Origin of the sequence: Leucobacter luti, from assembly GCF_050310065.1 — a bacterium.
GTDB lineage: Bacteria > Actinomycetota > Actinomycetes > Actinomycetales > Microbacteriaceae > Leucobacter > Leucobacter luti_B.
Genome location: NZ_CP190007.1, coordinates 1,271,741 through 1,294,651 on the forward strand (window position 1 = coordinate 1,271,741; position 22,911 = coordinate 1,294,651).

27 protein-coding genes are annotated in these 22,911 nt (G+C 69.2%); 21 read left to right on the forward strand and 6 right to left on the reverse strand.

The window, feature by feature from the left end; genetic code table 11:
- The first annotated feature begins 52 nt into the window (after positions 1–52).
- The 9 genes from secY to rplQ all read left to right on the forward strand — a co-directional run bounded on the left by secY (position 53) and on the right by rplQ (position 6,001).
- A complete protein-coding gene (gene secY / locus ACOPJ3_RS05840; protein WP_427870891.1) occupies positions 53–1,375 on the forward strand; it encodes a preprotein translocase subunit SecY in 1,323 nt (440 codons plus the stop codon).
- Positions 1,372–1,977 carry an adenylate kinase gene (locus ACOPJ3_RS05845; protein WP_427870892.1) on the forward strand — a complete coding sequence of 202 codons (606 nt, stop codon included), beginning with the start codon at positions 1,372–1,374 and terminating at the stop codon, positions 1,975–1,977. The genes secY and ACOPJ3_RS05845 overlap by 4 nt, the downstream gene beginning before the upstream one ends.
- A gap of 2 nt (positions 1,978–1,979) precedes the next feature.
- On the forward strand, positions 1,980–2,822 hold the full coding sequence (map, locus tag ACOPJ3_RS05850; RefSeq protein WP_427870893.1) for a type I methionyl aminopeptidase: 843 nt from the start codon (positions 1,980–1,982) through the stop codon (positions 2,820–2,822).
- A gap of 129 nt (positions 2,823–2,951) precedes the next feature.
- On the forward strand, positions 2,952–3,173 hold the full coding sequence (gene infA, locus ACOPJ3_RS05855) for a translation initiation factor IF-1 (RefSeq protein WP_017793388.1): 222 nt from the start codon (positions 2,952–2,954) through the stop codon (positions 3,171–3,173).
- A 68-nt stretch (positions 3,174–3,241) separates the two neighbouring features.
- Positions 3,242–3,355, forward strand: a complete 114-nt coding sequence (gene rpmJ, locus ACOPJ3_RS05860; protein WP_009199219.1) for a 50S ribosomal protein L36 — start codon at positions 3,242–3,244, stop codon at positions 3,353–3,355.
- 158 nt (positions 3,356–3,513) lie between these two features.
- Positions 3,514–3,882 (forward strand): 30S ribosomal protein S13, encoded by a 369-nt coding sequence (rpsM, locus tag ACOPJ3_RS05865; RefSeq protein WP_427870894.1) that lies wholly within the window; start codon positions 3,514–3,516, stop codon positions 3,880–3,882.
- A gap of 47 nt (positions 3,883–3,929) precedes the next feature.
- A complete protein-coding gene (gene rpsK / locus ACOPJ3_RS05870) occupies positions 3,930–4,328 on the forward strand; it encodes a 30S ribosomal protein S11 (protein WP_025133724.1) in 399 nt (132 codons plus the stop codon).
- Between the two features lie 145 nt (positions 4,329–4,473).
- Complete coding sequence (locus ACOPJ3_RS05875; protein ID WP_427870896.1) at positions 4,474–5,460, forward strand: DNA-directed RNA polymerase subunit alpha; 987 nt, start codon at positions 4,474–4,476, stop codon at positions 5,458–5,460.
- Between the two features lie 46 nt (positions 5,461–5,506).
- Positions 5,507–6,001: a 50S ribosomal protein L17 gene (rplQ, locus tag ACOPJ3_RS05880; RefSeq protein WP_427870897.1), complete on the forward strand. Its 495-nt coding sequence runs from the start codon at positions 5,507–5,509 to the stop codon at positions 5,999–6,001.
- A gap of 193 nt (positions 6,002–6,194) precedes the next feature.
- On the opposite strand, the gene ACOPJ3_RS05885 is transcribed toward rplQ, so the two are convergent.
- Complete coding sequence (locus ACOPJ3_RS05885) at positions 6,195–8,093, reverse strand: acyltransferase family protein (protein ID WP_427870898.1); 1,899 nt, start codon at positions 8,091–8,093, stop codon at positions 6,195–6,197.
- 126 nt (positions 8,094–8,219) lie between these two features.
- Here ACOPJ3_RS05885 and truA point away from each other — a divergent pair, with 126 nt between their 5' ends.
- A complete protein-coding gene (gene truA / locus ACOPJ3_RS05890) occupies positions 8,220–9,101 on the forward strand; it encodes a tRNA pseudouridine(38-40) synthase TruA (RefSeq protein WP_427870900.1) in 882 nt (293 codons plus the stop codon).
- Here the strand turns inward: truA and ACOPJ3_RS05895 are convergent.
- Positions 9,096–9,800: a hypothetical protein gene (locus ACOPJ3_RS05895; RefSeq protein ID WP_427870901.1), complete on the reverse strand. Its 705-nt coding sequence runs from the start codon at positions 9,798–9,800 to the stop codon at positions 9,096–9,098. The genes truA and ACOPJ3_RS05895 overlap by 6 nt on opposite strands.
- A 5-nt stretch (positions 9,801–9,805) precedes the next feature.
- Positions 9,806–10,192 (reverse strand): hypothetical protein, encoded by a 387-nt coding sequence (locus tag ACOPJ3_RS05900; protein WP_427870902.1) that lies wholly within the window; start codon positions 10,190–10,192, stop codon positions 9,806–9,808.
- Positions 10,193–10,449: 257 nt separating this feature from the next.
- Here ACOPJ3_RS05900 and rplM point away from each other — a divergent pair, with 257 nt between their 5' ends.
- The 3 genes from rplM to glmM are packed head-to-tail and all read left to right on the forward strand — an operon-like array spanning position 10,450 to position 12,780.
- The gene (rplM, locus tag ACOPJ3_RS05905) at positions 10,450–10,896 is read left to right on the forward strand and encodes a 50S ribosomal protein L13 (protein ID WP_427870903.1); all 447 of its coding nucleotides are present in this window, start codon (positions 10,450–10,452) and stop codon (positions 10,894–10,896) included.
- Positions 10,897–10,933: 37 nt separating this feature from the next.
- Positions 10,934–11,413, forward strand: a complete 480-nt coding sequence (gene rpsI / locus ACOPJ3_RS05910) for a 30S ribosomal protein S9 (protein WP_427870904.1) — start codon at positions 10,934–10,936, stop codon at positions 11,411–11,413.
- A 17-nt stretch (positions 11,414–11,430) separates the two neighbouring features.
- Positions 11,431–12,780 (forward strand): phosphoglucosamine mutase, encoded by a 1,350-nt coding sequence (gene glmM, locus ACOPJ3_RS05915; protein WP_427870905.1) that lies wholly within the window; start codon positions 11,431–11,433, stop codon positions 12,778–12,780.
- Positions 12,781–13,014: 234 nt separating this feature from the next.
- Here the strand turns inward: glmM and coaA are convergent, their stop codons facing one another.
- Positions 13,015–13,998, reverse strand: a complete 984-nt coding sequence (gene coaA / locus ACOPJ3_RS05920; protein ID WP_427870906.1) for a type I pantothenate kinase — start codon at positions 13,996–13,998, stop codon at positions 13,015–13,017.
- Between the two features lie 32 nt (positions 13,999–14,030).
- Here coaA and glmS point away from each other — a divergent pair, with 32 nt between their 5' ends.
- The 8 genes from glmS to ACOPJ3_RS05960 all read left to right on the forward strand — a co-directional run bounded on the left by glmS (position 14,031) and on the right by ACOPJ3_RS05960 (position 20,761).
- Positions 14,031–15,881, forward strand: a complete 1,851-nt coding sequence (gene glmS / locus ACOPJ3_RS05925; protein WP_427870907.1) for a glutamine--fructose-6-phosphate transaminase (isomerizing) — start codon at positions 14,031–14,033, stop codon at positions 15,879–15,881.
- A gap of 29 nt (positions 15,882–15,910) precedes the next feature.
- Positions 15,911–16,309, forward strand: coding sequence for a holo-ACP synthase (locus tag ACOPJ3_RS05930; protein ID WP_427870908.1), 399 nt, complete (start codon positions 15,911–15,913; stop codon positions 16,307–16,309).
- On the forward strand, positions 16,302–17,447 hold the full coding sequence (alr, locus tag ACOPJ3_RS05935) for an alanine racemase (protein ID WP_427870909.1): 1,146 nt from the start codon (positions 16,302–16,304) through the stop codon (positions 17,445–17,447). The genes ACOPJ3_RS05930 and alr overlap by 8 nt, the downstream gene beginning before the upstream one ends.
- A complete protein-coding gene (gene tsaE, locus ACOPJ3_RS05940; RefSeq protein ID WP_427870910.1) occupies positions 17,444–18,016 on the forward strand; it encodes a tRNA (adenosine(37)-N6)-threonylcarbamoyltransferase complex ATPase subunit type 1 TsaE in 573 nt (190 codons plus the stop codon). The genes alr and tsaE overlap by 4 nt, the downstream gene beginning before the upstream one ends.
- Complete coding sequence (tsaB, locus tag ACOPJ3_RS05945) at positions 18,016–18,657, forward strand: tRNA (adenosine(37)-N6)-threonylcarbamoyltransferase complex dimerization subunit type 1 TsaB (RefSeq protein ID WP_427870911.1); 642 nt, start codon at positions 18,016–18,018, stop codon at positions 18,655–18,657. Before tsaE ends, tsaB begins: the two co-directional genes overlap by 1 nt.
- Entirely contained in the window at positions 18,654–19,148 is a 495-nt protein-coding gene (gene rimI, locus ACOPJ3_RS05950) for a ribosomal protein S18-alanine N-acetyltransferase (RefSeq protein WP_427870912.1), read from the forward strand. The genes tsaB and rimI overlap by 4 nt, the downstream gene beginning before the upstream one ends.
- A complete protein-coding gene (gene tsaD / locus ACOPJ3_RS05955; protein ID WP_427870913.1) occupies positions 19,145–20,260 on the forward strand; it encodes a tRNA (adenosine(37)-N6)-threonylcarbamoyltransferase complex transferase subunit TsaD in 1,116 nt (371 codons plus the stop codon). The genes rimI and tsaD overlap by 4 nt, the downstream gene beginning before the upstream one ends.
- 114 nt (positions 20,261–20,374) lie before the next feature.
- Positions 20,375–20,761 carry a DUF4190 domain-containing protein gene (locus ACOPJ3_RS05960; RefSeq protein WP_427870914.1) on the forward strand — a complete coding sequence of 129 codons (387 nt, stop codon included), beginning with the start codon at positions 20,375–20,377 and terminating at the stop codon, positions 20,759–20,761.
- Positions 20,762–20,851: 90 nt separating this feature from the next.
- On the opposite strand, the gene ACOPJ3_RS05965 is transcribed toward ACOPJ3_RS05960, so the two are convergent.
- Both ACOPJ3_RS05965 and ACOPJ3_RS05970 read right to left on the reverse strand, forming a co-directional pair.
- Positions 20,852–22,153, reverse strand: a complete 1,302-nt coding sequence (locus ACOPJ3_RS05965; protein WP_427870915.1) for a THUMP-like domain-containing protein — start codon at positions 22,151–22,153, stop codon at positions 20,852–20,854.
- A 42-nt stretch (positions 22,154–22,195) separates the two neighbouring features.
- A complete protein-coding gene (locus tag ACOPJ3_RS05970) occupies positions 22,196–22,798 on the reverse strand; it encodes a DUF4190 domain-containing protein (RefSeq protein ID WP_427870916.1) in 603 nt (200 codons plus the stop codon).
- Positions 22,799–22,911: the final 113 nt, after the last annotated feature.

Below are 22,911 nucleotides of genomic sequence, written 5' to 3' on the forward strand. Positions count from 1 at the left end.
AATCGGTTCTCGTCGGCAGGCGAAGGCCCACACGACGCCCTCAGGAGGCATTTTGTTCAGCGCTATCGGACGGATCTTCAAGACACCCGATCTGCGGCGGAAGATCGTCTTCACGCTCGGCATCGTCTCGCTCTTCCGGCTCGGATCCTTCATCCCGGCGCCCTTTGTGGACTTCAATAACGTGCAGGCCTGTCTCGCGGCGAACCAGTCGGGCACCGCGGGTCTCTACGACATGATCAACCTGTTCAGCGGCGGTGCGCTGCTGCAGCTCTCGATCTTCGCGCTCGGCATCATGCCGTACATTACGGCCTCGATCATCACCCAGCTCCTGCGCGTCGTCATCCCGCACTTCGAGGCGCTCCACAAGGAGGGCCAGGCGGGTCAGGCGAAGCTCACGCAGTACACCCGCTACCTGACCATCGCGCTCGCGATCCTGCAGTCGACGACGCTCATCACCGTCGCGCGCTCGGGCCAGCTCTTCGGTGCCGCTGCCAACCAGGCATGTCAGAACCTCGTCTCGCAGGAGTGGTGGGCGATCCTCATCATGATCCTGACGATGACCGCCGGAACCGGCCTGATCATGTGGTTCGGCGAGCTCATCACGGAGCACGGCATCGGCAACGGTATGTCGCTCCTCATCTTCACCTCGATCGCCGCGAGCTTCCCCGGCGCCATGTGGATCATCAAGGAGTCGCGCGGCTGGGAGGTCTTCTTCCTCGTCTTGGGCGTCGGCCTCGTGGTCGTCGCGGCGGTCGTCTTCGTCGAGCAGTCTCAGCGGAGGATCCCGGTGCAGTACGCGAAGCGCGTGGTGGGCCGCAGGACGTACGGTGGCTCGAGCACGTACATCCCGATCAAGGTGAACATGGCGGGCGTGATCCCGGTCATCTTCGCCTCGGCGATGCTGTACCTGCCGATGCTCATCACCCAGTTCAACCAGCCTCAGATCGGCGAGGATCCGAAGCCCTGGGTGGTCTGGATCCAGAACAACCTCGTGCTCGGCGATCAGCCGGTCTACATGATCGTCTTCTTCCTCCTCGTGATCGGGTTCACGTTCTTCTACGTGCAGATCACCTTCAACCCGGAGGAGGTCGCGGACAACATGAAGCAGTATGGCGGCTTCATCCCCGGAATTCGCGCCGGTCGCCCGACCGCCGAGTACCTCAACTATGTGCTGACGCGCATCACCAGCGCGGGTTCCCTCTACCTGGGCGTCATCGCACTCATTCCTCTCATCGCGCTCTCGTTCTTCGGTGCGAATCAGAACTTCCCGTTTGGCGGCTCGTCGATCCTCATCATCGTGGGTGTCGGGCTCGAGACGGTGAAGCAGATTGACGCCCAGCTGCAGCAGCGCCACTACGAAGGGCTCCTCAAGTGACCGACACCACAACCGCACGACTGCTCATCATCGGCCCTCCCGGAGCGGGCAAGGGCACGCAGGCCTCCCGGATCGCGGAGCGCTACGGCGTTCCCGCAATCTCCACGGGCGACATCTTCCGCGCCAACATCAAGGGCGGTACCCCGCTCGGCAAGCAGGTGCAGGCGATCATCGAGCAGGGCGAACTCGTGCCCGACTCGCTGACGAACGAGATCGTGGAGGATCGCCTGCAGCAGGCCGACGCCGTCGGCGGCTTCCTGCTCGACGGCTACCCCCGCACGGTGGAGCAGGTGCACGCACTTGACGCAATGCTGCGGCCCGTCGGCGCGGGGCTCGACGCGGTGGTGCTCCTCGAGGCCGAGGTCGACGAGGTCGTCGCACGCCTCCTGAAGCGCGCCGAGCTCGAGGGCCGCGCGGACGACACCGAAGAGGTCATCCGCCATCGCCAGGAGGTCTACGCCGAGCAGACCGCTCCGCTCGTCGCGCTCTTCTCCGAGCGCGGCATCCTCGTCTCCGTCAACGGTCTCGGCACCGTCGAGGAGGTCGCCGACCGGATCGCCCAGGGTCTCGACGCCAAGCTCGGCGCCCGAGTGGGCAGCTAGCGGTGGCCCGCCGGGGGATCCTGCGCCGTTCGATCTATAAGTCGCCCGCGCAGCTGCGCCTCATGATCGAGCCGGGCCTTGCCACGGCCGCGGCCCTCGCTGCGATGCGCGAGGCCGTGCGCCCGGGCATCACCCCGCTCGAACTCGACGCGCTCGCCGAGGCGGCGATCCGCGCTCGCGGTGGCGCTCCGAACTTCATGCTCGAGCCCGGCTACCGCCACACGATCTGTGCGAATGTCAACGCGCACGTCGTGCATGGGATCCCGAGCGATACGCCGCTCGAGCCCGGCGATATCGTGGCGCTCGACGCCGGCGCGGTGCTGGGCGGCTGGAACGGAGACGCGGCGTTCACCGCGGTGCTGCCGGACCACTCGCGCCCCGAGCTGACCGCGGCGAACGAGAAGCTGAGCGCCGTCACCGAGCAGGCGATGTGGCGCGGGATCGCGCGGCTCGCGACCGCCTCCCACCTCAACGAGGTCGGGGAGGCCGTGTCGGCTTATGTGCGCGCGAACAGCGACTTCGGAGTCCTCGAGGATTACATCGGACACGGGATCGGCCGCAGCATGCACGAGGATCCGCCCGTGTTCAACGTGCCGGTGAAGCGGCGCGGACCCGAGGTGAAGCCCGGGCTGGTCGTCGCGATCGAGCCGATCATCTCCGCCGGCGGGATCGACACCGTCGTCGAGGACGATGACTGGACGGTCACGATCGCGGACGGCTCGATGAGCGCCCAGTGGGAGCACTCGGTGGCGGTGCACGAAAAGGGCATCTGGGTGCTCACGGCGGAAGACGGGGGAGCGGAGGGGCTCGCGCCCCTGGGCGTCACACCCGTCCCGATCCCGTAGCCCGCCTTTACAAAACCTCGATCGAGGGGTACCCTTGATCTTTGGTGCTTTGCGCCTGTTTTCGCGTTCGCGAAATCGGTGCGCTGAGCATTCGCATGACCAGCGAACCTACGAAGCGATAGTGAGGATATGGCGAAGAAAGACGGCGTCATCGAGATCGAGGGACACGTAGTCGAGGCTCTGCCGAACGCGATGTTCCGCGTCGAGCTGACCAATGGACACAAGGTGCTCGCTCATATCTCGGGCAAGATGCGCCAGCACTACATCCGCATCCTCCCCGAGGACCGCGTGATCGTGGAGCTGACTCCGTACGATCTGACCCGTGGGCGAATCGTCTACCGCTACAAGTAGGCCGCTGGAAAGTAACGGCTCCCGGCACCCCGGGGGTACGAGGACAGCGAACCGCTAAAGGAAACATCATGAAGGTCAAGCCCAGCGTTAAGAAGATCTGCGACAAGTGCAAGGTCATCCGTCGTCACGGCCGTGTCATGGTGATCTGCGAGAACCCGCGCCACAAGCAGCGCCAGGGCTAGTCCCCGGCGTGCGGCGCCTCGCAGCACACCACACAATTCAATAACTGATCCAGCGCATCGAAGAACCCGGCAGGCGAGTCCTGCCGGGGGACACCTCGGGTCGGAGGCCCGAACCCCCGATACGCACCAAACCTCCACGATCCGCAAGGAGAGCCAATATGGCACGTCTCGCAGGAGTCGACATCCCGCGCGAAAAGCGCGTTGAGATCGCACTCACCTACATCTATGGCGTCGGCCGCACCAGCGCGCTGAAGACGCTCGCAGAAACCGGCATCGACGGCAACATTCGCGTCAAGGACCTCACCGACGACCAGCTCGTCGCGCTCCGCGATTACATCGAGGGCAACTTCAAGGTTGAGGGTGACCTCCGCCGCGAGGTCGCCGCCGACATCCGCCGCAAGGTTGAGATCGGCAGCTACCAGGGTATTCGCCACCGCAAGGGCCTGCCCGTGCACGGTCAGCGCACCAAGACGAACGCTCGCACCCGCAAGGGCCCGAAGCGCACCGTCGCCGGCAAGAAGAAGTAACGCCGGCCACCTCGACCGTCACACAGAGCTTTTCAGGAGAACACTCAATGGCTGCACCAAAGACGGCGGCGCGCAAGCCGCGTCGCAAGGACAAGAAGAACGTTGTCGTGGGTCAGGCCCACATCAAGTCGACGTTCAACAACACGATCGTTTCGATCACCGACACCACCGGTGCCGTGATCAGCTGGGCCTCTTCGGGTGGCGTCGGCTTCAAGGGCTCGCGCAAGTCGACCCCGTTCGCCGCGCAGCTCGCCGCAGAGTCGGCCGCCCGCAAGGCGCAGGAGCACGGCATGAAGAAGGTCGACGTCTTCGTCAAGGGCCCGGGCTCGGGTCGCGAGACTGCGATCCGTTCGCTCCAGGCCGCTGGCCTCGAGGTCGGCTCGATCAACGACGTTACGCCTCAGACGCACAACGGCTGCCGCCCGCCCAAGCGTCGTCGCGTCTAACGAGCACGCTCGGTTCCGGCGCGGGGGCGGATCCCGCTCTCGCGCCGGGGCACAGGGCCCAGGCGGCTTCGGTCGCGCCCGGGGCCCACATCTTCCCGAAACCGCATGAGTCATATAGCGGACTCCAGCGAAAGGACCACACACCGTGCTCATCGCACAGCGACCCACTCTGACTGAAGAACCGATCTCCGAGTTCCGTTCGCGCTTCGCCATCGAGCCCCTCGAGCCCGGCTTCGGCTACACGCTCGGCAACTCGCTGCGTCGCACGCTGCTCTCGTCGATCCCCGGCGCGGCAGTCACGAGCGTACGCTTCGAGGGCGTCGCCCACGAGTTCACGACCATTCCGGGCGTGACCGAGGACGTCACCGAGATCATTCTCAACATCAAGGACCTTGTCGTCTCCAGCGAGCACGACGAGCCGATCACCGCGTACCTGCGCAAGACGGGTGCCGGCGAGGTTACCGCAGCCGACATCTCCGCTCCGGCGGGCGTCGAGGTGCACAACCCCGAGCTCGTCATCGCGACGCTCAGCGACTCGGCGCAGTTCGAGCTCGAGCTCACGATCGAGCGCGGCCGCGGCTACGTTTCGGCCGCCCAGAACCGCAACGAGGACGCCGAGGTCGGCCGCATTCCGGTCGACTCGATCTACTCGCCGGTGCTGAAGGTCACCTACCGCGTGGAGGCCACGCGTGCGGGCGAGCGCACCGACTTCGATCGCCTCGTGGTCGACGTCGAGACGAAGCCGGCGATCAGCCCGCGCGACGCGATTGCTTCGGCCGGTTCGACGCTCGTCGAGCTGTTCGGCCTGGCGCGCGAGCTCAACACCGCCGCTGAGGGCGTCGAGATCGGCCCCGCGCCGGTCGAGGTCGTCACGGAGGGCGAGCTCTCGATCCCGATCGAGGATCTCGATCTCTCGGTGCGCAGCTACAACTGCCTCAAGCGCGAGGGCATCAACACGGTGAGCGAGCTCGTGGCGCTCTCCGAGGCACAGCTGATGAACATCCGCAATTTCGGTCAGAAGTCAGTCTTCGAGGTGCGCGACAAGCTCACCGAGATGGGACTGTCGCTGAAGGACGCCGTTCCCGGTTTCGATGGGGCGCAGTTCTACAGCTACGAAGACGACAACAACTAAGGATCCTGCGCCCACCGGCCAGACCTCACACTTACTGGAGTAAAGAATGCCCAAGCCCAACAAGGGCCCCCGCCTCGGAGGCGGCCCCGCACACGAGCGCCTGATGCTGAACCAGATGGCTGCGCAGCTCTTCGAGCACAAGCGTATCCAGACCACCGAGACGAAGGCCAAGCGCCTGCAGCCGGTGGCCGAGCGCCTCGTCACCTTCGCGAAGCGCGGCGACCTGCACGCCCGCCGTCGCGTGATGCGCCAGATCCTCGACAAGAACGTCGTGCACGAGCTCTTCGCAGAGATCGCGCCGCTCGTCGAGAACCGCGAGGGTGGCTACACCCGCATCATCAAGACCGGCTTCCGCAAGGGCGACAACGCCCCCATGGCGATCATCGAGCTCGTGCTCGAGCCGGTGAACCCGAAGCCCAAGGCGAAGAAGGCAGCCAAGGCCGAGGAGCCCAAGGCTGAGGAGCCCAAGGTCGAGCAGACCGAGGCCGCAGAGGAGGTCGAGGTCGAGGAGACTGAGGCCGCCGAGGAGAAGGCCGAGTAAAGCTCTCTTTCCGCAACGCACGAGGCGTCCCGCTGTTCAGCGGGGCGCCTCGTGCGTTTGTGTGTGGAGCCTGCGGCGCCGGGCGTGCGGCGCTCAGCTCGGGATAGGCGTTCAACTTGCCGAATGAGTGAAACGGGTCGAGTGGGGTGCAGAAGTCTCTGGGAGCGCTGCGGGATGCCCGGGGCGCGCCGGGCTAGCGGCGGGGGAGCGCGAAGCCGATGGCCTCACTCGGCGTCTCGAGCTCGTCGAGCGCCTTCTGCACGGACGAGGCGTAGATCTCGCCGCCCGAGGGGTTGGGGTGGATGTCGTCGCCAGCGAGCGCGTCTGGAACCCCCGTCACGGCGCCCGTCCAGTCGGCGACGACGACGCCCCTCCGGCTCGCGGCAAAGGAGTTGAGTTCGTCGTTGACGCCGGGCACCCAGTCGCGGTCCGCGTGCGCGTTCACAAGCACGACCGGGCGATTTCCCGCGAGGCGGACGAGCTCGTCAAGGTCTGCGGGATCCACGGGGCCGTTCGTGCCGAGCCCGACGAGGAGCACTCGGCGCAGCTCGCCCCGATCCGCCTGCTCCGCGATGAGGCCGACTCCCGCGCCCATGCCCCGGGAGACCGCCGCGTCGACCGAGATACCCGGGAACGCCGTCTCGAGCTCCGGCAGGCTCGCGAGCATCACCGAGTCGCCGACCGCAGTGATGTCGGTGCCGACCGGGACGACCGGGCCGGTGGGCGCCTTCTCGGTTCCGGATCCGGAACCGGAACCGGCACCGGATCCGGCACCCCCACCAGATGGGTCCGCCGCGTCGGATTGCGCACCGGCGCTCCCGGCGCCCTCTTCGCTCGCGGCCCGCTCGTCGAGCGCCTGCTGGCCGCGTGCGATGGCCTCGGCCGCGGTCGTCGCCGGCGGCGCCGTGATCACGGCGTAGGCGGTCGCGGGGACGGTCACCACGAGCATTCCGGCGATGCCAGCGGTCACGGCCCACCGTCGCGTGGTGCGGGGCCCCTTGCCGAGCAGGAGGCGGAGGGAGCGGCGGAGGCCGAAGTTGCGAACCGGCTGCTCGACGTAGCGGTAGGAGACGGCGGAGACAAGGATCGTGCAGGCGAGGGTGAGCGCCGCCGTGGCCCAGGCCTGGCCAGGGCCGAGCGCCTTCCCAATGATGAGGAGGAGGGGCCAGTGCCAGAGATAGATGCCGTAGGAGCGCTCGCCGACCCAGCGCAGCGGCGCGACGTCGAGCGCGCGCCCGGCCCAGGCACCCTCGCGGGTGACGGCCCAGACGGTCAGGAGCGCCGCGCCCGTCGCGAGCTGGAACCCGCCCTGGAAGCTCGCGGGGCTACCCTCCGGCAGCGTCCACGCGAGCCAGCCGAGGATGCCGAGGCCGAGCGCCGTAGCCGCGATCAGGCCGGCCTGGCGGACGGGAGTGAGCGCAGCGGGGGCCGGATCCGGGACCATACGGGTCACGAGCATCGCGAGCGCCGCTCCGAGCAGCAGGCCGAAGACGTGGGTGTCCGAGCCGAAGTAGATCCGGGTCGCCTCCTCGCCCCGCAGCGACCACTCGACCATGAGCGCCGCGGATGCGAGCCCGAGCCCGAGCAGCGGGAGGATGCGCGAGAGCCTGCCGCGGAACTTCATCAGCACGATCACGAGGAGCGGCAGCACGACGTAGAACTGCTCCTCGATCGCGAGCGACCAGGTGTTGCGGAAGAGTTCAGGCGTGTCGCGCGCGAAGTAGTCCGCGCCCGTCGCGATGAACACCCAGTTGCTGACGAAGAATGCCGCACCCGCGATCTGTCTGCCGATCCCGACGAGGAGGTCGCCGCCGACGAGTGCGGCGAGCGAAGCCGACACGAGGAGCACGATCCCGAGCGCGGGAAGCAGCCTGCGAGCCCGTCTGCGCCAGAAGCCGACGAGCCGGATCCTGCCACTCCTCGCATACTCCCGCAGCAGCAGGGAGGTGATGAGGAAACCGCTGATTACAAAGAAGACATCGACGCCGAGAAAGCCGCCGCGGAGGGAACCGGGCACGAGGTGGTAGCAGAGCACCAACCCGACCGCGATCGCCCGCAGTCCATCGAGTCCACCGAATCGGCCCGTGCGCATTTCTGCAGATGTCTCCTCGTGTGATCAGGGCGGAGACGCGTTTCCCAGACGTCCCCGGACATCCTGACAGTGTACGCGCCGGAGCCCTGAGAGGCGCCGGAGCGGGCCTTCTGGCAGGATCGACGTGTGCCAGAAACCGCGTCGCCACAGGATCCTGCAGCCGTGCGGCTGCGCCTCGACCTCGCCTACGACGGCACGGACTTCTCGGGATGGGCGACGCAGCCTGGGCTGCGGACCGTGCAGGGCGAGCTCGAGCGGGCGATCGCGACGCTGCTGCGCGTGCCGGAGGCGAGGCTCACGGTCGGCGGCCGCACCGACGCCGGCGTGCACGCCCGGGGCCAGGTCGCGCACCTCGACGTGACTCAGGAGCAACTTGCGAAGTGGACCGGGCGGCCGAGCGACACAGCGGCCGACGAGGTTCGCGCGCGCCGCCTGAACGGCGTGCTGAAGCGCGGTGCGGCCGACATCGCGATCCACGGCGTGCGCGAGGTGCCCCCGGCATTCGACGCGCGCTTCTCCGCGCTGAGGCGCCGCTACGAGTACCGGCTGCGGGGGGAGGGGATGCGCCGCGACCCGCTCACCGCGCGCTTCACCGCCGCCGTGCCGCGCCGGCTCGATCTCTCGGCGATGCAGTTCGCGTCGGATGAGCTGCTCGGCCTCAACGACTTCACGACCTTCTGCAAGGCTCGCGAGGGGTCGACCGCGGTGCGGGATCTCCTCAGCTTCGAGTGGCGCGAGACCGAGGACGGCGCCTACGCCGCGCGGATCGAGGCCGACGCCTTCTGTCACTCGATGGTGCGGGCGCTCGTCGGCGCGGTCGTCGCGGTCGGCTCGGGCCGGATCGGCCACGACGAACTCGTGGCCCTGCGCGACGCGCGCGAGCGCACGAGCCGGTTCACGGTCATGCCAGCCGAGGGGCTGTCGCTCGAGGAGATCGCCTACCCCGCAGACGACGAGCTTGCGGCGCGCGCCGAGCAGACGAGGGCGCGGCGCGATCCGCTGCTATGAACCGAGGTCCGTGCTGAGCCTGTGGAGGCGCAGGGCATCCAGGAGTGCGGGCTCGGTGGGGTCGATTGGGGAGGAAGAGCGATTGCGGATGAGTCGACTGGTGTGCTGATCCTCGGGTCGCTCAAACACTGCCCACATCTCGAGGTCGTCGCCGTGCCGGGAAGCGAACTGGACTCCGTCGATGAAATTGCGGCCGTCGCTGTCGGTAAGCCCGTACAGGCGCGTTGCGACGCGCTGGGTGAGTTCGCGCGGGTAAGCACGCTTCAGGGCTGCGGCATCGAAATCAGGCACCTCGAGATGAATGGCGAGCCCGATGAAGTGTGGCCTGAGGTCGGCAATCGTGCTTGCGGTGCGGACGTCCACGTACTCGCCGGAGAGCTCCCCTTGTGCCTGCATCCGGACACTCAACCAGTCACGCGGGATGTGGCCAGCGGGCGCGGTCGGAAACTCCTCGGCGTCTGCAGGGTCCTCCTCGATCTCGCCGAGGAGGCCACCGTGCTCGGGACTGTCGGGCCGCGCAAATGCGAGGAGCTCGACGAAGCATCCGAATAGTGTCGCGCTCGCGTAGACCGTTCGGAAGTTTCCGTCAGCGTCATCCCATCGATTCCGCCCCGAGTACTGATGATCTGCCCAGGCCCACGGGTCAGGGAATCGCCCGACCCGCCAGACGAGTGCGCCTTTGAGCAGCGCGATGTCCACGCTCGTTAGGATCCCACGAAGGAGTTTGCCGCCGCGAGGATCTCCGGCGCTGAACTTTCGAAGTCGCTCTCGTGCAGGACGCGTGCGGGGGACTTATCGCCAAGATACGGGTTCATGCCCTGGAACCACGTGGGGACGATCGCAGCGCCCTCACTTCGTTCGATCAGGCGGGCAATTCGGTATGCGTGACGGAGTTTCACTTCGGTTCCGCCGTTGGGCTGGCGGATCCCGTCCGCCCAGTCACGGACAACCCGCGTTGCAGAAACGGTGGCGATGTACGCGACGAGTTTCGCACCGAGGAGTTCGCGCAGCGTGACGACAACCTGGTCGATCGGCTGTCGGACCGAGTCATTGAAGGCCTCGATCTTCGGGTTGTGCAGTGTCGTGCTCATGTACTCAGGGTAAGCGATTGACCTGTGTTTTGCACGCGCAATTACACCCTCAATTGCAAATATGATCGCCGTACTGGGCCGGCCTCGGCAGCCGCGAGAGAGCGCGGGCCCCGGATCCGGATCCTGTGCTAATCTAGATCCTTGGTGCGTAAGCACCCGATTTGTTGAGCCCTCCACTGGCTCGCGCACCCCTCGTGGGACCGGGCGCCGGAGTGGGATTCACGAACACCTCCAATTCGACAGAAAGCAGCACTCTAGTGACTCGCACCTATTCGCCGAAGGCCGCTGAGCAGAAGCACGATTGGCTCGTCATCGACGCCACCGACGTTGTGCTCGGCCGCCTCGCCTCGCACGCCGCAGCCCTGCTCCGCGGCAAGCACAAGACGACGTTCGCCCCCCACATGGACATGGGCGACTACGTCATCGTCATCAACGCCGACAAGGTCGTGCTGACCGCCAACAAGGCGGCCAAGAAGCTCGCCTACCGTCACTCGGGCTACCCGGGCGGCCTCCGTTCGATGAGCTACACCGAGCTCCTCGAGAAGAACCCGGAGCGCGCCGTTGAGAAGGCGATCCGTGGCATGCTCCCGAAGAACTCGCTGGGCGCCGATCAGTTCCGCAAGCTGAAGGTGTACGCAGGTGCCGAGCACCCGCACGCCGCTCAGAAGCCCACCCCCTACAACTTCGGCCAGGTCGCGCAGTAATCGCGGGCCAATAGAGACCTCAGAGAGAGAATTCACAGTGACTGAAGAGCAGACCGTGGCCACCGAGAGCTACACCACCGAGACGCCGGCCGCCCAGGCGACCGCCTCGACCCCGCGCCCCGCGCTCACCGTCCCCGGTGCAGCCGTCGGCCGCCGCAAGCAGGCCATCGCCCGCGTCCGTCTCGTGCCCGGTGAGGGCAAGATGACGGTGAACGGCCGCGAGCTCGCGGAGTACTTCCCGAACAAGCTGCACCAGCAGCTCATCACCGACCCCTTCACCGTGCTCGAGCTCGGTGGCGCGTACGACCTGATCGCACGCATCGTCGGCGGCGGCCCCTCGGGCCAGGCCGGTGCGCTTCGCCTCGCGATCGCCCGCGCCCTCAACGAGATCGACGCCGAGCACAACCGCCCGACGCTGAAGAAGGCCGGCTTCCTGAGCCGTGACGCTCGCATCAAGGAGCGCAAGAAGGCCGGTCTCAAGAAGGCCCGCAAGGCGCCTCAGTACTCGAAGCGCTAACCAGGAGCACCCCACTGATGGGACGCCTGTTTGGCACCGACGGGGTGCGGGGTCTGGCCGGGGTCGATGTGACCGCCGGCCTGGCCCTGAACCTCGCACACGCAGCGGCTCTCGTGCTCGGGCGATCAGCCCGAGGCGAGAGCCGTCGTGCTGTCGCGGTACTTGCGCGCGACCCGCGCGTCTCGGGCGAGTTCATCTCGGCCGCAGTCGCAGCTGGGCTCGCCTCGGCGGGCGTCGACGTGCTCGACGCAGGGGTGATCCCCACTCCGGCCGCCGCCTACCTCGTGGCCGACACGGAGGCCGACTTCGGCGTCATGGTCTCGGCCTCGCACAACCCGGCCCCGGACAACGGGATCAAGTTCTTCGCCGAGGGCGGGCGCAAGCTCGCCGACGACATCGAGGACGAGATCCAGGCCGCCATGGAGAAGCCCCCGATCGCGGTCACGGGCCGCGAGGTCGGGCGGATCCGCCGCTTCGCCGACGCCGAGGATCGCTACCTCGTGCACCTGCTCGGTACGCTCGAGGGCGTGCAGCTCAACGGCCTGCACGTCGTGCTCGACTGCGCCCACGGCGCGGCAGCAGGGATCTCGCCCGACGTATTCAAGGACGCCGGTGCGAAGGTCACCGTGATCGGTAACGATCCGGATGGCTTCAACATCAATGACGGCGTCGGATCCACCCACCTCGAACCGCTCACGGCCGCTGTGCGGGAGCACGGGGCCGACCTCGGCATCGCCCACGACGGCGACGCCGACCGCTGCCTCGCGATCGACGCGGACGGCAACGTCATCGACGGCGACAAGATCATGGCGATCCTGGCGCTTTCGATGTCAAGGCGCGGCAAGCTTGAGAAGAACACCCTGGTCGCGACCGTGATGTCGAATCTCGGGCTGAAGCTTGCGATGGCCGACAACGGGATCGACGTCGTCGAGACCTCGGTGGGGGATCGCTACGTGCTCGAGTCGATCAACGCGCACGGCTTCTCGCTCGGCGGCGAACAGTCGGGCCACGTCATCATGAGCGAGTACGCGACCACGGGCGACGGGATCCTCACGGGCCTCCACCTCGCGGCTGAGATCGTGCGCAGCGGGAAGCCGCTCGGCGAGCTCGCGAAGTGCATGACCGTGTACCCGCAGGTGCTCGTGAACGTGCGCGGCGTCGACCGCGCCGGCGTCGCGGGCGACGAGGTGCTCGGCCAGGCCGTGCACCAGGCCGAGCTCGTGCTCGGCGGCCAGGGCCGCGTGCTCCTGCGCCCCTCGGGCACCGAGCCCGTCGTGCGCGTCATGGTCGAGGCGGCCGAGGTCGCCCAGGCCGAGCAGCTCGCGGCCGACCTCGCGGCGATCGTCAAGGAGCGTCTCGCCGTCTGAGCGCCCCTCGCACGGCACAGCGCGGGCCCGGGATCTGAGGATCCCGGGCCCGCGCTTTCTGCGTGAGCGCCGCAGCGCTCAGCCAGAGATCCGCGCTCAAACGCAAGAATTTGGGCAGACAGTCGAACTGAACGCAGAATTCAGGGTGAGCGCTGGAGATGGGAAAAGCCCACTCTTCGGGGGGGGGGGGGGGGCACGCCTCACGAACCCTCACAGCGTCCCGAGGAACCACCGCTAGAGCTTCCGCAGCAGCACCTTCTGCACCCGGTGGTCCGACTCCTTGCGCAGCACGAGGGTCGCGCGAGCCCTGGTCGGGCGGATGTTCTCGACGAGGTTCGGCTCGTTGATGTTGATCCAGAACTCGTCGGCGATCGCGAGCGCCGCGTCGTCGTCGACCGAGGCGAAGCGTCGGAAGTGCGACGAGGGGTTCGAGAACGCGCTCTCCCGCAGGTGCAGGAAGCGATTGCGGTACCACTGCTGGATGTCCGAGGTGCGGGCGTCGACGTAGACCGAGAAGTCGAAGAGGTCGCTCACGGCGACGGGGTGCTCCATCGAGGCCGGCTGCAGCACGTTGAGGCCCTCGACGATGAGGATGTCGGGCTGGCGCACAATCGTGTACTCGTCGGGCACGATGTCGTAGACGAGGTGGCTGTAGTGCGGCGCGTAGACCTCGGGCACGCCGGCCTTCACCTGCGAGACGAAGCGGAGGAGGGCACGGCGGTCGTAGGACTCGGGGAAGCCCTTCCGTGCGGAGAGGCCGCGCCGCTCGAGCTCGGCGTTCGGATACAGGAAGCCGTCGGTCGTGACGAGCTCAACGTGCGGCGTCTCCGGCCAACGCGCGAGCAGGTCGCGCAGGATCCTCGCGACGGTCGACTTGCCGACGGCGACGGATCCCGCAATGCCGATGACGAAGGTGCTGGGGCGCTCGCCGTCCCGGCGAAGAAATCGGCGGGTGCGCTGGTGCATTTCGCGTGCCGCGATCGCGTACTGGTTGATGAGCCGGCTGAGCGGGCGGTACACCTCGGAGACCTCCGCCATGTCGAGGGGCTCCCCGAGGCCGCGGAACGCCGCAATCTCGGCCTCGGTGAGGGGCATCGGGGTTTCGCCGGCGAGCCGCGACCACTCGGCGCGGTCGATCTCGATGAACGGGGAGGTGAACTCGGGTCGGATGAGCGTCTGGGTGTCGGTGGTCACGCGAGGTGCGGTGCTATCGGCCATGATTCAACAATGGTGCCACTAAACTGGTGTCCATGTGTGGAATCGTCGGATACGTCGGCCCGAATGACACGGTCGAGGCCCTGCTCAACGGACTGCGACGCCTGGAATACCGCGGCTACGACTCGGCGGGGATCGCCGTGATCGATGAGACCGGCGGTCTCTCCGTGCGCAAGCGCTCGGGCAAGTTGGCGCGGCTCGAGGAGCTTCTCGCCGACAGCCCCGTGACCGCGCGCGGCACCGGGATCGGCCACACGCGCTGGGCCACGCACGGTGGCCCGACCGACGTGAACGCCCACCCCCACCTCGGGGACGGCGGGAAGCTCGCCCTGATCCACAACGGGATCGTCGAGAACTTCGCCGAGCTGCGCGGCGAGGTCGAGGCGGCAGGCATCGAGCTCCTGAGCGAGACGGACACCGAGGTCGTCGCCGCGCTCGTCGGCCTTGAGGTCGCGAAGACCGGGGATCTCGAAGAGGCGTTCCGCAACGTCGTCACCCGCCTGCACGGCACCTTCACGCTGCTCGCGATGCACCGCGACGAGCCGGGCAAGATCGTGGCCGCGCGCCACCACTCGCCGCTCGTCGTCGGGCTCGGCGAGGGGGAGAACTTCCTCGGATCCGACGTCGCCGCGTTCGTCTCCTCCACGCGTCGTGCCGTCGCGGTCGACGAGGACAATATCGCCGTCATCACGCCCGATCAGGTCCGCATCACCGACTTCGCGGGCAATGAGGTCGAGTTCGCCGAGTTCGAGGTCGAGTGGGACGCCGACGCCGCGGACAAGGGCGGCTGGTCGTCATTCATGGCGAAGGAGATCAACGAGCAGCCGGACGCCGTCGCCAACACGGTGCGCGGCCGCGTGCACGACGGCATCGTCGTGATCCCCGAGCTCGAGGCCCTCGGAGACGAGCGCCTGCAGAACGTCGACCGGATCGTGATCATCGCCTGCGGCACGGCGTCGTACGCCGGCCAGGTCGGCGCGTACGCGATCGAGCAGTGGGCCCGGATCCCGGTCGAGGTGCAGCTGAGCCACGAGTTCCGCTACCGCGATCCCGTGCTCACCGATCGCACGATGGTGATCTCCGTGAGCCAGTCGGGCGAGACGATGGACACCCTCATGGCGGTCAAGTACGCGATCGAGCACGGCGTCACCACCGTCTCGGTGTGCAACACGCAGAGCGCCACGATTCCCAGGGAATCCGATGCCGCGGTCTACACGCACGCCGGCCCCGAGGTCGCGGTCGCCTCGACGAAGGCGTTCATCGCGCAGATCACGGCCCTCTACCTGATCGGGCTCCACCTCGGGCGCGTGCGCGGCACGATCTCCGCAGAGGCCCAGGCCGAGGCCGTCGAGCAGTTCGAGGAGCTCCCGGAGAAGGTGCGCGAGGCCGTCGACACGCACGACCAGATCGCGCAGCTCGCGCACTGGATGGCCGACACCCGCTCGGTGCTTTTCCTGGGCCGCCACGTCGGCTACCCGGTCGCGCTCGAGGGCGCGCTGAAGCTCAAGGAGATCGCCTACATCCACGCCGAGGGCTTCGCCGCGGGCGAGCTGAAGCACGGCCCGATCGCGCTCATCGACCACGGCCAGCCCGTGTTCGTGCTCGTGCCGAGCCCGCGCACCGCGCCGCTCATGCACTCGAAGGTCGTCTCCAACATCCAGGAGATCCGCGCGCGCGGCGCCCGCGTCATCGCCGTCGTGGAGAAGGGCGACACCTCGGTGCTGCCCTACGCCGACGACGTGATCCGCCTGCCCCTCGCGGACGCGCTCTTCGAGCCGCTGCTGCAGGTGGTCCCGCTGCAGTGGTTCGCACTCGAGCTGTCGACCGTCAAGGGCCTCGACGTGGATCAGCCGCGCAACCTGGCCAAGTCCGTCACGGTGGAGTGAACCGTGCTCCTGCGGCCTCGGGAGCGGGCGTGATCACCGGCATCGGGGTCGACACGGTCGACATCGCGCGGTTCGAGCGTCAGCTCGAGCGCACTCCAGCGCTGCGCGAGCGCCTCTTCTGCGCTGCGGAGCGCGAGCTCAGCACGGCGTCGCTCGCGGCCCGCTTCGCGGCCAAGGAGGCGCTCGTGAAGGCGCTCGGTGGCTCGGGCGAGCTCGGCTGGCAGGACATCGAGGTCGTGCGCGACGAGTACCGAGCGCCCGGCTTCGCGCGCACGCCGCGTCTCGTGGCCGCGCTCGACGCCCGCGGTGGCGCGGCCGCCCACCTCTCGATGACCCACGACGCCGGGGTCGCGACGGCCTTCGTCGTGATCGACTCGCTCGGCCGCCAGGGGGACGGCACCCACACGGATCGGAGCAGCCATGACTAAGCGGCCCATGCGGATCGCCGAAATCTCCCTCCCCGCGATCAGGCACAATGTGCGCCGGATCCTCGAGGTGACGGGCGGCGCAAACGTGATCGTCGTCGTGAAGGCCGGCGGCTACGGCCACGGCGCGGCGATCGTGGCCGAGGCCGCGCTCGCAGGCGGCGCGACGATGGTTGCGACGGCCGACCTCGACGAGGCGCTCGAGCTGCGCGCTGCGGGGATCGAGGCGCCGATCCTGTGCTGGCTGTTCGGGGCGGAGACCGACTTTGCGGCGGCGGTGGCCGCGGGCATCGAGCTCGGCGTGAGCCACGCGCGGCAGCTGGAGGAGATCGCGGAGGCCGCGAAGGCGCAGGATCGCACCGCGGTCGTGCAGCTCAAGATCGACACGGGGCTCAGCCGGAACGGCGCTGCGCCCGAGGAGTGGCAGCCGCTCTTCGCGCGGGCGGCAGAGCTTGAGCGCGCCGGCCGCGTGCGCGTGCGCGGCATCTTCAGCCACCTCGCGAACGCCGGCGACGAGGCCGACCGCGCCCAGTCGGCCAGGCTCGACGAGGCCGTCGAGCTGCTGCGGGCCGAGGGCTGCGATCCGGAGCTCATTCACCTCGCGGCAAGTGCCGCGACCCTGCGCTCGCCGCACCTCCACTACAACACCGTGCGCGTCGGCGTCGCGGCCTACGGGCTGAGCCCCTACGCCGACCGCACCTCGGCCCAGCTCGGCCTCATCCCCGCGATGACGCTGCGCTCGGAGATCGTCGCCTTGCGCGGCGTGCCCGCCGGCACCGGGGTCTCCTACGGCTTCAACCACGTCTGCGAGACGGCGACGACGCTCGCGCTCGTGCCGATGGGCTACGCGGACGGCATGCCGCGCGCGCTCAACGGCTCCGGGGCGTGGGTCACAGTCGCGGGCGAGCCGCGGCCGATCATCGGCCGGATCGGGATGGACCAGTTCATCGTCGACGTCGGCCCGCTCGCCGGACGCCTGTGCCTCGGCGAGCCCGTGATCCTGTTCGGCGATCCGGAGCGCGGGCACCCGCCCGTCGAGATTTGGTCGGGCCTCCTGCGCACGATCAACTACGAGGTCGTCGCGGGGATCGGCCCACGCGTGCGGCGCATCCCCGCGGAGGCCTCGGGGGACGAGGAATGACGGCCGGGATCGCGCGCACCTTCGAGGTTCCGGATCCCGACGCGATGCACGAGTTCGGGATCGAGCTGGGGCGCACCCTCGCGGCGGGGGACCTCGTGCTCCTCACGGGCCCGCTCGGCGCGGGGAAGACGACGCTCACGCGCGGGATCGGCGAGGGCCTCGGCGTGCGCGGCCCCGTGCAGAGCCCGACGTTCGTGCTCGCGCGCACGCATCCGTCGCTCGTGGGCGGGGCGCCCCTCGTGCACGTCGACGCGTACCGGCTGTCGGGTGCCGACGAGCTCGACGACCTCGACCTGGACTTCGAGGGGTCCGTCGTCGTCGCCGAGTGGGGCGCAGGCGTGGTCGACACCCTCGACAGCTGGCTCGAGATCGTGATCGAGCGGCGGGCGGGCGGCGCGGCCGAGTCGGTCGGCACGGGTGCCGAGGAGGGTGCTGACGAGGACGCCGACGAGGACTGGTCCGAGGCGCCCGTCGAGGCGCGCCGCGTGACCGTGACGGGATACGGGCCGCGCTGGTCCGGGGGCGTTCCCGAGTGGCTTTCGGGCCGTTCAGGGGGAGAGTCGGAGTGATGCAACAGGTTCCTGAGCTCGGGCAGCGCGTGCTGCTCGCGATCGACACCGCGATCGGCACCGCCGTGGCGCTCGGCGCCGACGGCGTCGTGCACACCGCGACGAGCGATGACCCGCGCGGGCACGCCGAGGCCATCGGGCCGCTGCTCGCCGAGGTCTTCTCCGCGAGCGGGGTCGATCCCGCCGCGGTCACGGGCGTCGTCGCAGGAATCGGGCCCGGCCCCTTCACGGGGCTGCGGGTCGGGATCGCGGCCGCCCACGCCTTCGCGATCGGCCGGGGCGCGCCGCTCCTGCCCGTGCAGGGGCACGAGGCCGTCGCGCTCGAGCTGCTCGAATCGGGCGCGGCCGCCGGCGTGCGGGTCGTGCAGGACGCCCGCAGGCGCGAGCTCTTCGTGACGGAGTACTCGGGCCTCGACTGGGCGGGGATCCCGCAGCGGACCTGGGGTCCCGGTCTCGTCGCCCGCGCAGACTACGCCGAGCAGCCGAACGACGTCTGGCCCGAGCGGATCCCGGTCGCCGGCCTCGTCCGGCTCGCCGCGAGACGCCTTGCCGCGGGCGCGGCGTTCGACGACGACCGCGCGCTCTACCTGCGCGCGCCCGACGTGAAGCTGCCGGGGGCCCCGAAGCGGGTGAGCTCGTGACCACGCGCGGCCCGGAGCTCCGCCTCGCGACGGCGGCGGATCTCGACGCGATCTGGGCGATCGAGTCTGCCGTCTTCGGCGCGGAGGCGTGGAGCCGCGCGTCGATGCGCGAGGAGCTCACCGCGGATCACCGCCACTACCTGGCGCTCACCGACGAGTCCGGGGCCGTGCGCGGCTACGCCGGTCTCCTCGTGGTGGGGCAGGAGGGCGACATCCAGACGATCGCCGTCGACCCGGGCCTCAGGGGCGCGGGCCACGGCCGCGCGCTCATGGAGGCGCTGCTCGCCGAGGCGGGCCGACGCGGCGTGCGGGAGGTGTTCCTCGAGGTCAGGGCCGACAACCCCGTGGCGCGAGGCCTCTACGAGCAGCTTGGCTTCGTCGAGATCGGGATCCGGCCCCGCTATTACCAGCCGGAGGGCATCGACGCGATCGTCATGCGGCTGCTGCTGGCCCCTGCGGCCGAGAACACACACGAACGGGGGAACCGGTGACTGAGGCAGCCGCGACGAGGATCGCAGAGCCGCTCGTGCTCGGGATCGAGACGAGCTGCGACGAGACGGGCGTCGGCATCGTCCGCGGACGCACGCTGCTCGCGAACGCGATCGCCTCCTCGATGGACGAGCACGCGCGCTACGGGGGAGTGATTCCCGAGGTCGCGGCGCGCGCCCACCTCGAGGCGATGACACCCACGATCGAGCGCGCCCTCGCCGACGCGGGAGTGGAGCTCTCCGAGCTCGACGCGATCGCCGTGACCTGCGGGCCGGGGCTCGCCGGGGCGCTCATGGTGGGCGTCGCCGCGGCGAAGGCCCTCGCGGTGTCGCTCGGAAAGCCGCTCTACGCCGTGAACCACCTGGTCGGGCACGTCGGCGCGGATCTGCTGCGCTCCGACCCCGAGCGGCCGGACCAGCTCCGGCCCGCGGTCGGCGACGTCGGCGAGCTCGAGCTGCCGACGATCGCGCTCCTCGTGTCCGGCGGCCACACCTCGCTCCTCCTCGTGCGCGACCTCGTCGGCGACGTCGAGATGCTCGGCGAGACGATCGACGACGCCGCTGGCGAGGCGTTCGACAAGGTCGCGCGCCTGCTCGGCCTGCCCTACCCGGGCGGCCCGCAGATCGACCGGGTCGCTGCCGACGGCGATCCGAACGCGATCCGCTTCCCACGCGGGCTGACGCACCCGAAGGACCTCGCCAGGCACCGCTACGACTTCTCGTTCTCGGGCCTCAAGACCTCGGTCGCCAGGTGGGTCGAGAAGCGCGAGTCGGCGGGGGAGGAGATTCCCGTCGCCGACGTCGCCGCGAGCTTCCGAGAGGCGGTCGCCGATGTGCTGCTGACGAAGGCGCTCGCCGCATGCGCCGACCTCGGGGTGCCGCGGCTGCTCCTCGGCGGCGGGGTCGTCGCGAACGCGCGCGTGCGGGAGCTGGCGGCGGAGCGGGCGGCCGCCGCGGGCGTCCAGCTCAGGGTGCCGCCGCTCTCGCTGTGCACGGACAACGGCGCGATGATCGCCTCGCTCGGGGCGCAGCTCGTCGCCGCGGGGCACGCGCCCTCGGGGCTCGCCTTCGGCGCCGATTCCACGCTGCCAGTGGACAATGTGCAGATCAGATGAGCGAGTTTCTGACGAAACTCGCGAAATAAGTGTGCTCTGAACGCTTCCTGAGGGTTATCTTTGAATGGCTGTGAGGGAGATCTCTTCTTCCAGTGCTCAACCCAAAGGAGAGACATGTCCGAGAACCTGCCCGGCAACGAGCCGGCTTCGAACCCCGTTCCCCCTGCCGCGCCGCAGACCCCTGCGCCGTCCTACGGCAACGTGCCCGCCCCGACCGAGACCAAGGGCCTCGCAATCGCCTCGCTGGTGCTCGGCATCGCCGGCGTCGTATTCTCCTTCCTCGTCACCTTCATCGGTTTCGTCGCGGGCATCGTCGGCCTGATCCTCGGCATCCTCGCCCGCAAGAAGGGGCAGCCGAAGGGCATGACGCTCACCGGCATCATCCTGAGCGCCGTCGCGATCGTCCTCTCGATCATCTTCTTCATCGTCGCGATCGTCGTGGTCGGCTCGGTCCTCAACGACCCGAGCGTCCAGCAGGAGCTCAGCGACCTCAACAGCTAAGCGTCGCCGACGCGAAGTCACGAAGGCCCGGGGCGCTTGGCGCACCGGGCCTTCGGCGTTCGTGGTGGGGGTTCTGCTGGATGGATCTCTCTACGGACGCAGCCGCTCGGCGAGGAGCGCGACGTGCCGCCCCTCGGCCCGCGTCAGAAACAGCGTCGCGGATCCGGCGCCGCGCAGCTTCAGCCGCTTCCGCAGGGCCGCGGGATCGACGTCGGCCCCGCGCTTCTTGATCTCGAGCCTGCCGATGTCGCGCTGCTGCAGCGCGCGCCGCAGCTCCTTCTCGCGCGCAGGGAGCTCCTCCAGGATCCGGAACGACTGCGCGAACGGGCTTGTGACCGGGTCATCTCCAGTGAGGTAGGCGATCCCGGGGCTCACCATACCGGCACCGAGAAGCTCGGCGAGGCGGCCGATGAGGCGCGCACGGATCACCGCGCCGTCCGGCTCGAAGAGGAACTCGCCGAGCGGGCGCACTTGGGCGTCGGCCGCGGGGGCCTGCGCCGCGAGCTCGTGCGGGGCCTGCGGTTCGTGCGCGCCTTGCGGGTCTTGCGCGCCTTGCGCTCCCAGGACGAGGGCAGAGCGCCGGATCCCGGGCCGCGCGAGCGCCCCGAACCAGACTCCGGTCTCGACGAGCTGGCCGCCGACCGACACCCACTGCGCCTCGGCATCATCGGGGATGAGCTCGTGATCGAGGCCGGGCCCGAGCTTCACACCGACCGGCATGTGCGCGGCCAGCCCGAAGGCGAAGCTGAGCGAGGGGGAGTAGTCGTCGGGGGAGGCGAGGCGCCGCGTGTCCGAGTGGCCGGCGGTGCGCCTGGCGGGGTCAAGGAACGCGGCCTCGGCGTCGCGCGGGCCGACGGACTCGGCGTCGCCAACGACCACCTCGGGGACCGCCCGGCTCCCGCGTTCCGCCGCGACCGCGAGGTTGTGCTGCGCGATCCGCGCCGTGAGCGGGTCGAGCTCCACGGGGAGCGGCGCGACGCCCGCGCCGAGGAGCGCGAGCGACTCGGCGCCGATCCCGCACCCGAGATCGGCGACGCTCCGGATCCCGGCCCCGCGGAACCTCGCGGCGTGGAGCGCCGCGACCTCGGCGCGGGTCGCCTGCTCGAGCCCCGCGCGCGTGAACAGGAGATCCGGGGAGAGCTCGCCGAACTTCGCCTCGGCCTTCGCCCTGAGCTCCGCCTGCGTCAGCACCGCCGCGACCTGCTCGGGGGCGAGGCCCTCCCTCCGGAGGGCGGCGTTGAGCGAGTCCGACTGCGCGCCGCCCGCGAGCTGGGCGCTCGCGCGCCCGGCAATGCCGAGGCCTGCCTCGGTGAACAGGAAGTCCCAGCCGGGCGGGGCGGAAGAGGACGGCCCCGGGAGAGACTCCCGGGGCCGTGATCCCGAATCGGTCATGACATCAATTCTGCCCGCAACCGCGCAGGGGCGGCGAGGTGCCTAGTAACCGTTGTACGCCGAGCCCAACTCGTTGGCCGCCGACCCGATGAGGCCAAACATCATGAAAATGAAGCCGACGTAGAAGATGATGAAGAGCAGCAGGAACGCGAAGTACGCGTAGCTGATGATGAGGCCGGTGAGCGCGATGCCGCGGCCCGCGTCGCCGTTCCGCTTGATCTGGTTGAGTCCGAGGTGCCCGAAGATGATGCCCGCGAGCGGCGCAACAAACGCGAAAATGATGGTGAGCAGGGCAAACGTGTTAGTGGCGCCGAGCGTCGTCGCGGTGCTCGCGGGGACGGCGGGGGTGGCCTGGCGCTGGGCGACCGGGTACGGCTGTGGCTGCGGCTGTGGCTGCGGCTGTGGCTGTGGCTGGCCAGCGTAGGGCTCAGCCTGGCCTCGGTAGGGCTGGGGCTGCTTGGCCTGCTGGGCCTGGTGCGTCGGGGGGAGCGGCACGGTCGGCTGTGACTGCGTCTGCCCTGGCGCGGCGGGGGGAGGGGTCGCACCATAAGCGGGGCGCTGGCCCTGCGGCTGGCCCTGCGAGCCGGCGGCGCCCGGCTGATTCTGCGGCTGGTTCGGCGGCTGGGGTGTGGTCGGCGTGGACATCGCTGCTCCTCGGTACCTTTCGTAGCCGTGAGCGCCAGATCCGGCGCCGCTTGGCTGTGTGCCCTCCCATCCTACGCGCGGCCGCTGACATCCCTGGGGGAGCGGCTGCGTTC

Coding starts and splice junctions, on each gene's coding strand:
- infA (WP_017793388.1), top strand. CDS start 2,952: ATGGCGAAGAAAGACGGCGTCATCGAGATCGAGGGACACGTAGTCGAG.
- rpmJ (WP_009199219.1), top strand. CDS start 3,242: ATGAAGGTCAAGCCCAGCGTTAAGAAGATCTGCGACAAGTGCAAGGTC.
- rpsM (WP_427870894.1), top strand. CDS start 3,514: ATGGCACGTCTCGCAGGAGTCGACATCCCGCGCGAAAAGCGCGTTGAG.
- rpsK (WP_025133724.1), top strand. CDS start 3,930: ATGGCTGCACCAAAGACGGCGGCGCGCAAGCCGCGTCGCAAGGACAAG.
- rplQ (WP_427870897.1), top strand. CDS start 5,507: ATGCCCAAGCCCAACAAGGGCCCCCGCCTCGGAGGCGGCCCCGCACAC.
- ACOPJ3_RS05885 (WP_427870898.1), bottom strand. CDS start 8,093: ATGCGCACGGGCCGATTCGGTGGACTCGATGGACTGCGGGCGATCGCG.
- ACOPJ3_RS05900 (WP_427870902.1), bottom strand. CDS start 10,192: ATGAGCACGACACTGCACAACCCGAAGATCGAGGCCTTCAATGACTCG.
- glmM (WP_427870905.1), top strand. CDS start 11,431: ATGGGACGCCTGTTTGGCACCGACGGGGTGCGGGGTCTGGCCGGGGTC.
- coaA (WP_427870906.1), bottom strand. CDS start 13,998: ATGGCCGATAGCACCGCACCTCGCGTGACCACCGACACCCAGACGCTC.
- glmS (WP_427870907.1), top strand. CDS start 14,031: ATGTGTGGAATCGTCGGATACGTCGGCCCGAATGACACGGTCGAGGCC.
- alr (WP_427870909.1), top strand. CDS start 16,302: ATGACTAAGCGGCCCATGCGGATCGCCGAAATCTCCCTCCCCGCGATC.
- tsaE (WP_427870910.1), top strand. CDS start 17,444: ATGACGGCCGGGATCGCGCGCACCTTCGAGGTTCCGGATCCCGACGCG.
- tsaB (WP_427870911.1), top strand. CDS start 18,016: ATGCAACAGGTTCCTGAGCTCGGGCAGCGCGTGCTGCTCGCGATCGAC.
- ACOPJ3_RS05960 (WP_427870914.1), top strand. CDS start 20,375: ATGTCCGAGAACCTGCCCGGCAACGAGCCGGCTTCGAACCCCGTTCCC.
- ACOPJ3_RS05965 (WP_427870915.1), bottom strand. CDS start 22,153: ATGACCGATTCGGGATCACGGCCCCGGGAGTCTCTCCCGGGGCCGTCC.
- ACOPJ3_RS05970 (WP_427870916.1), bottom strand. CDS start 22,798: ATGTCCACGCCGACCACACCCCAGCCGCCGAACCAGCCGCAGAATCAG.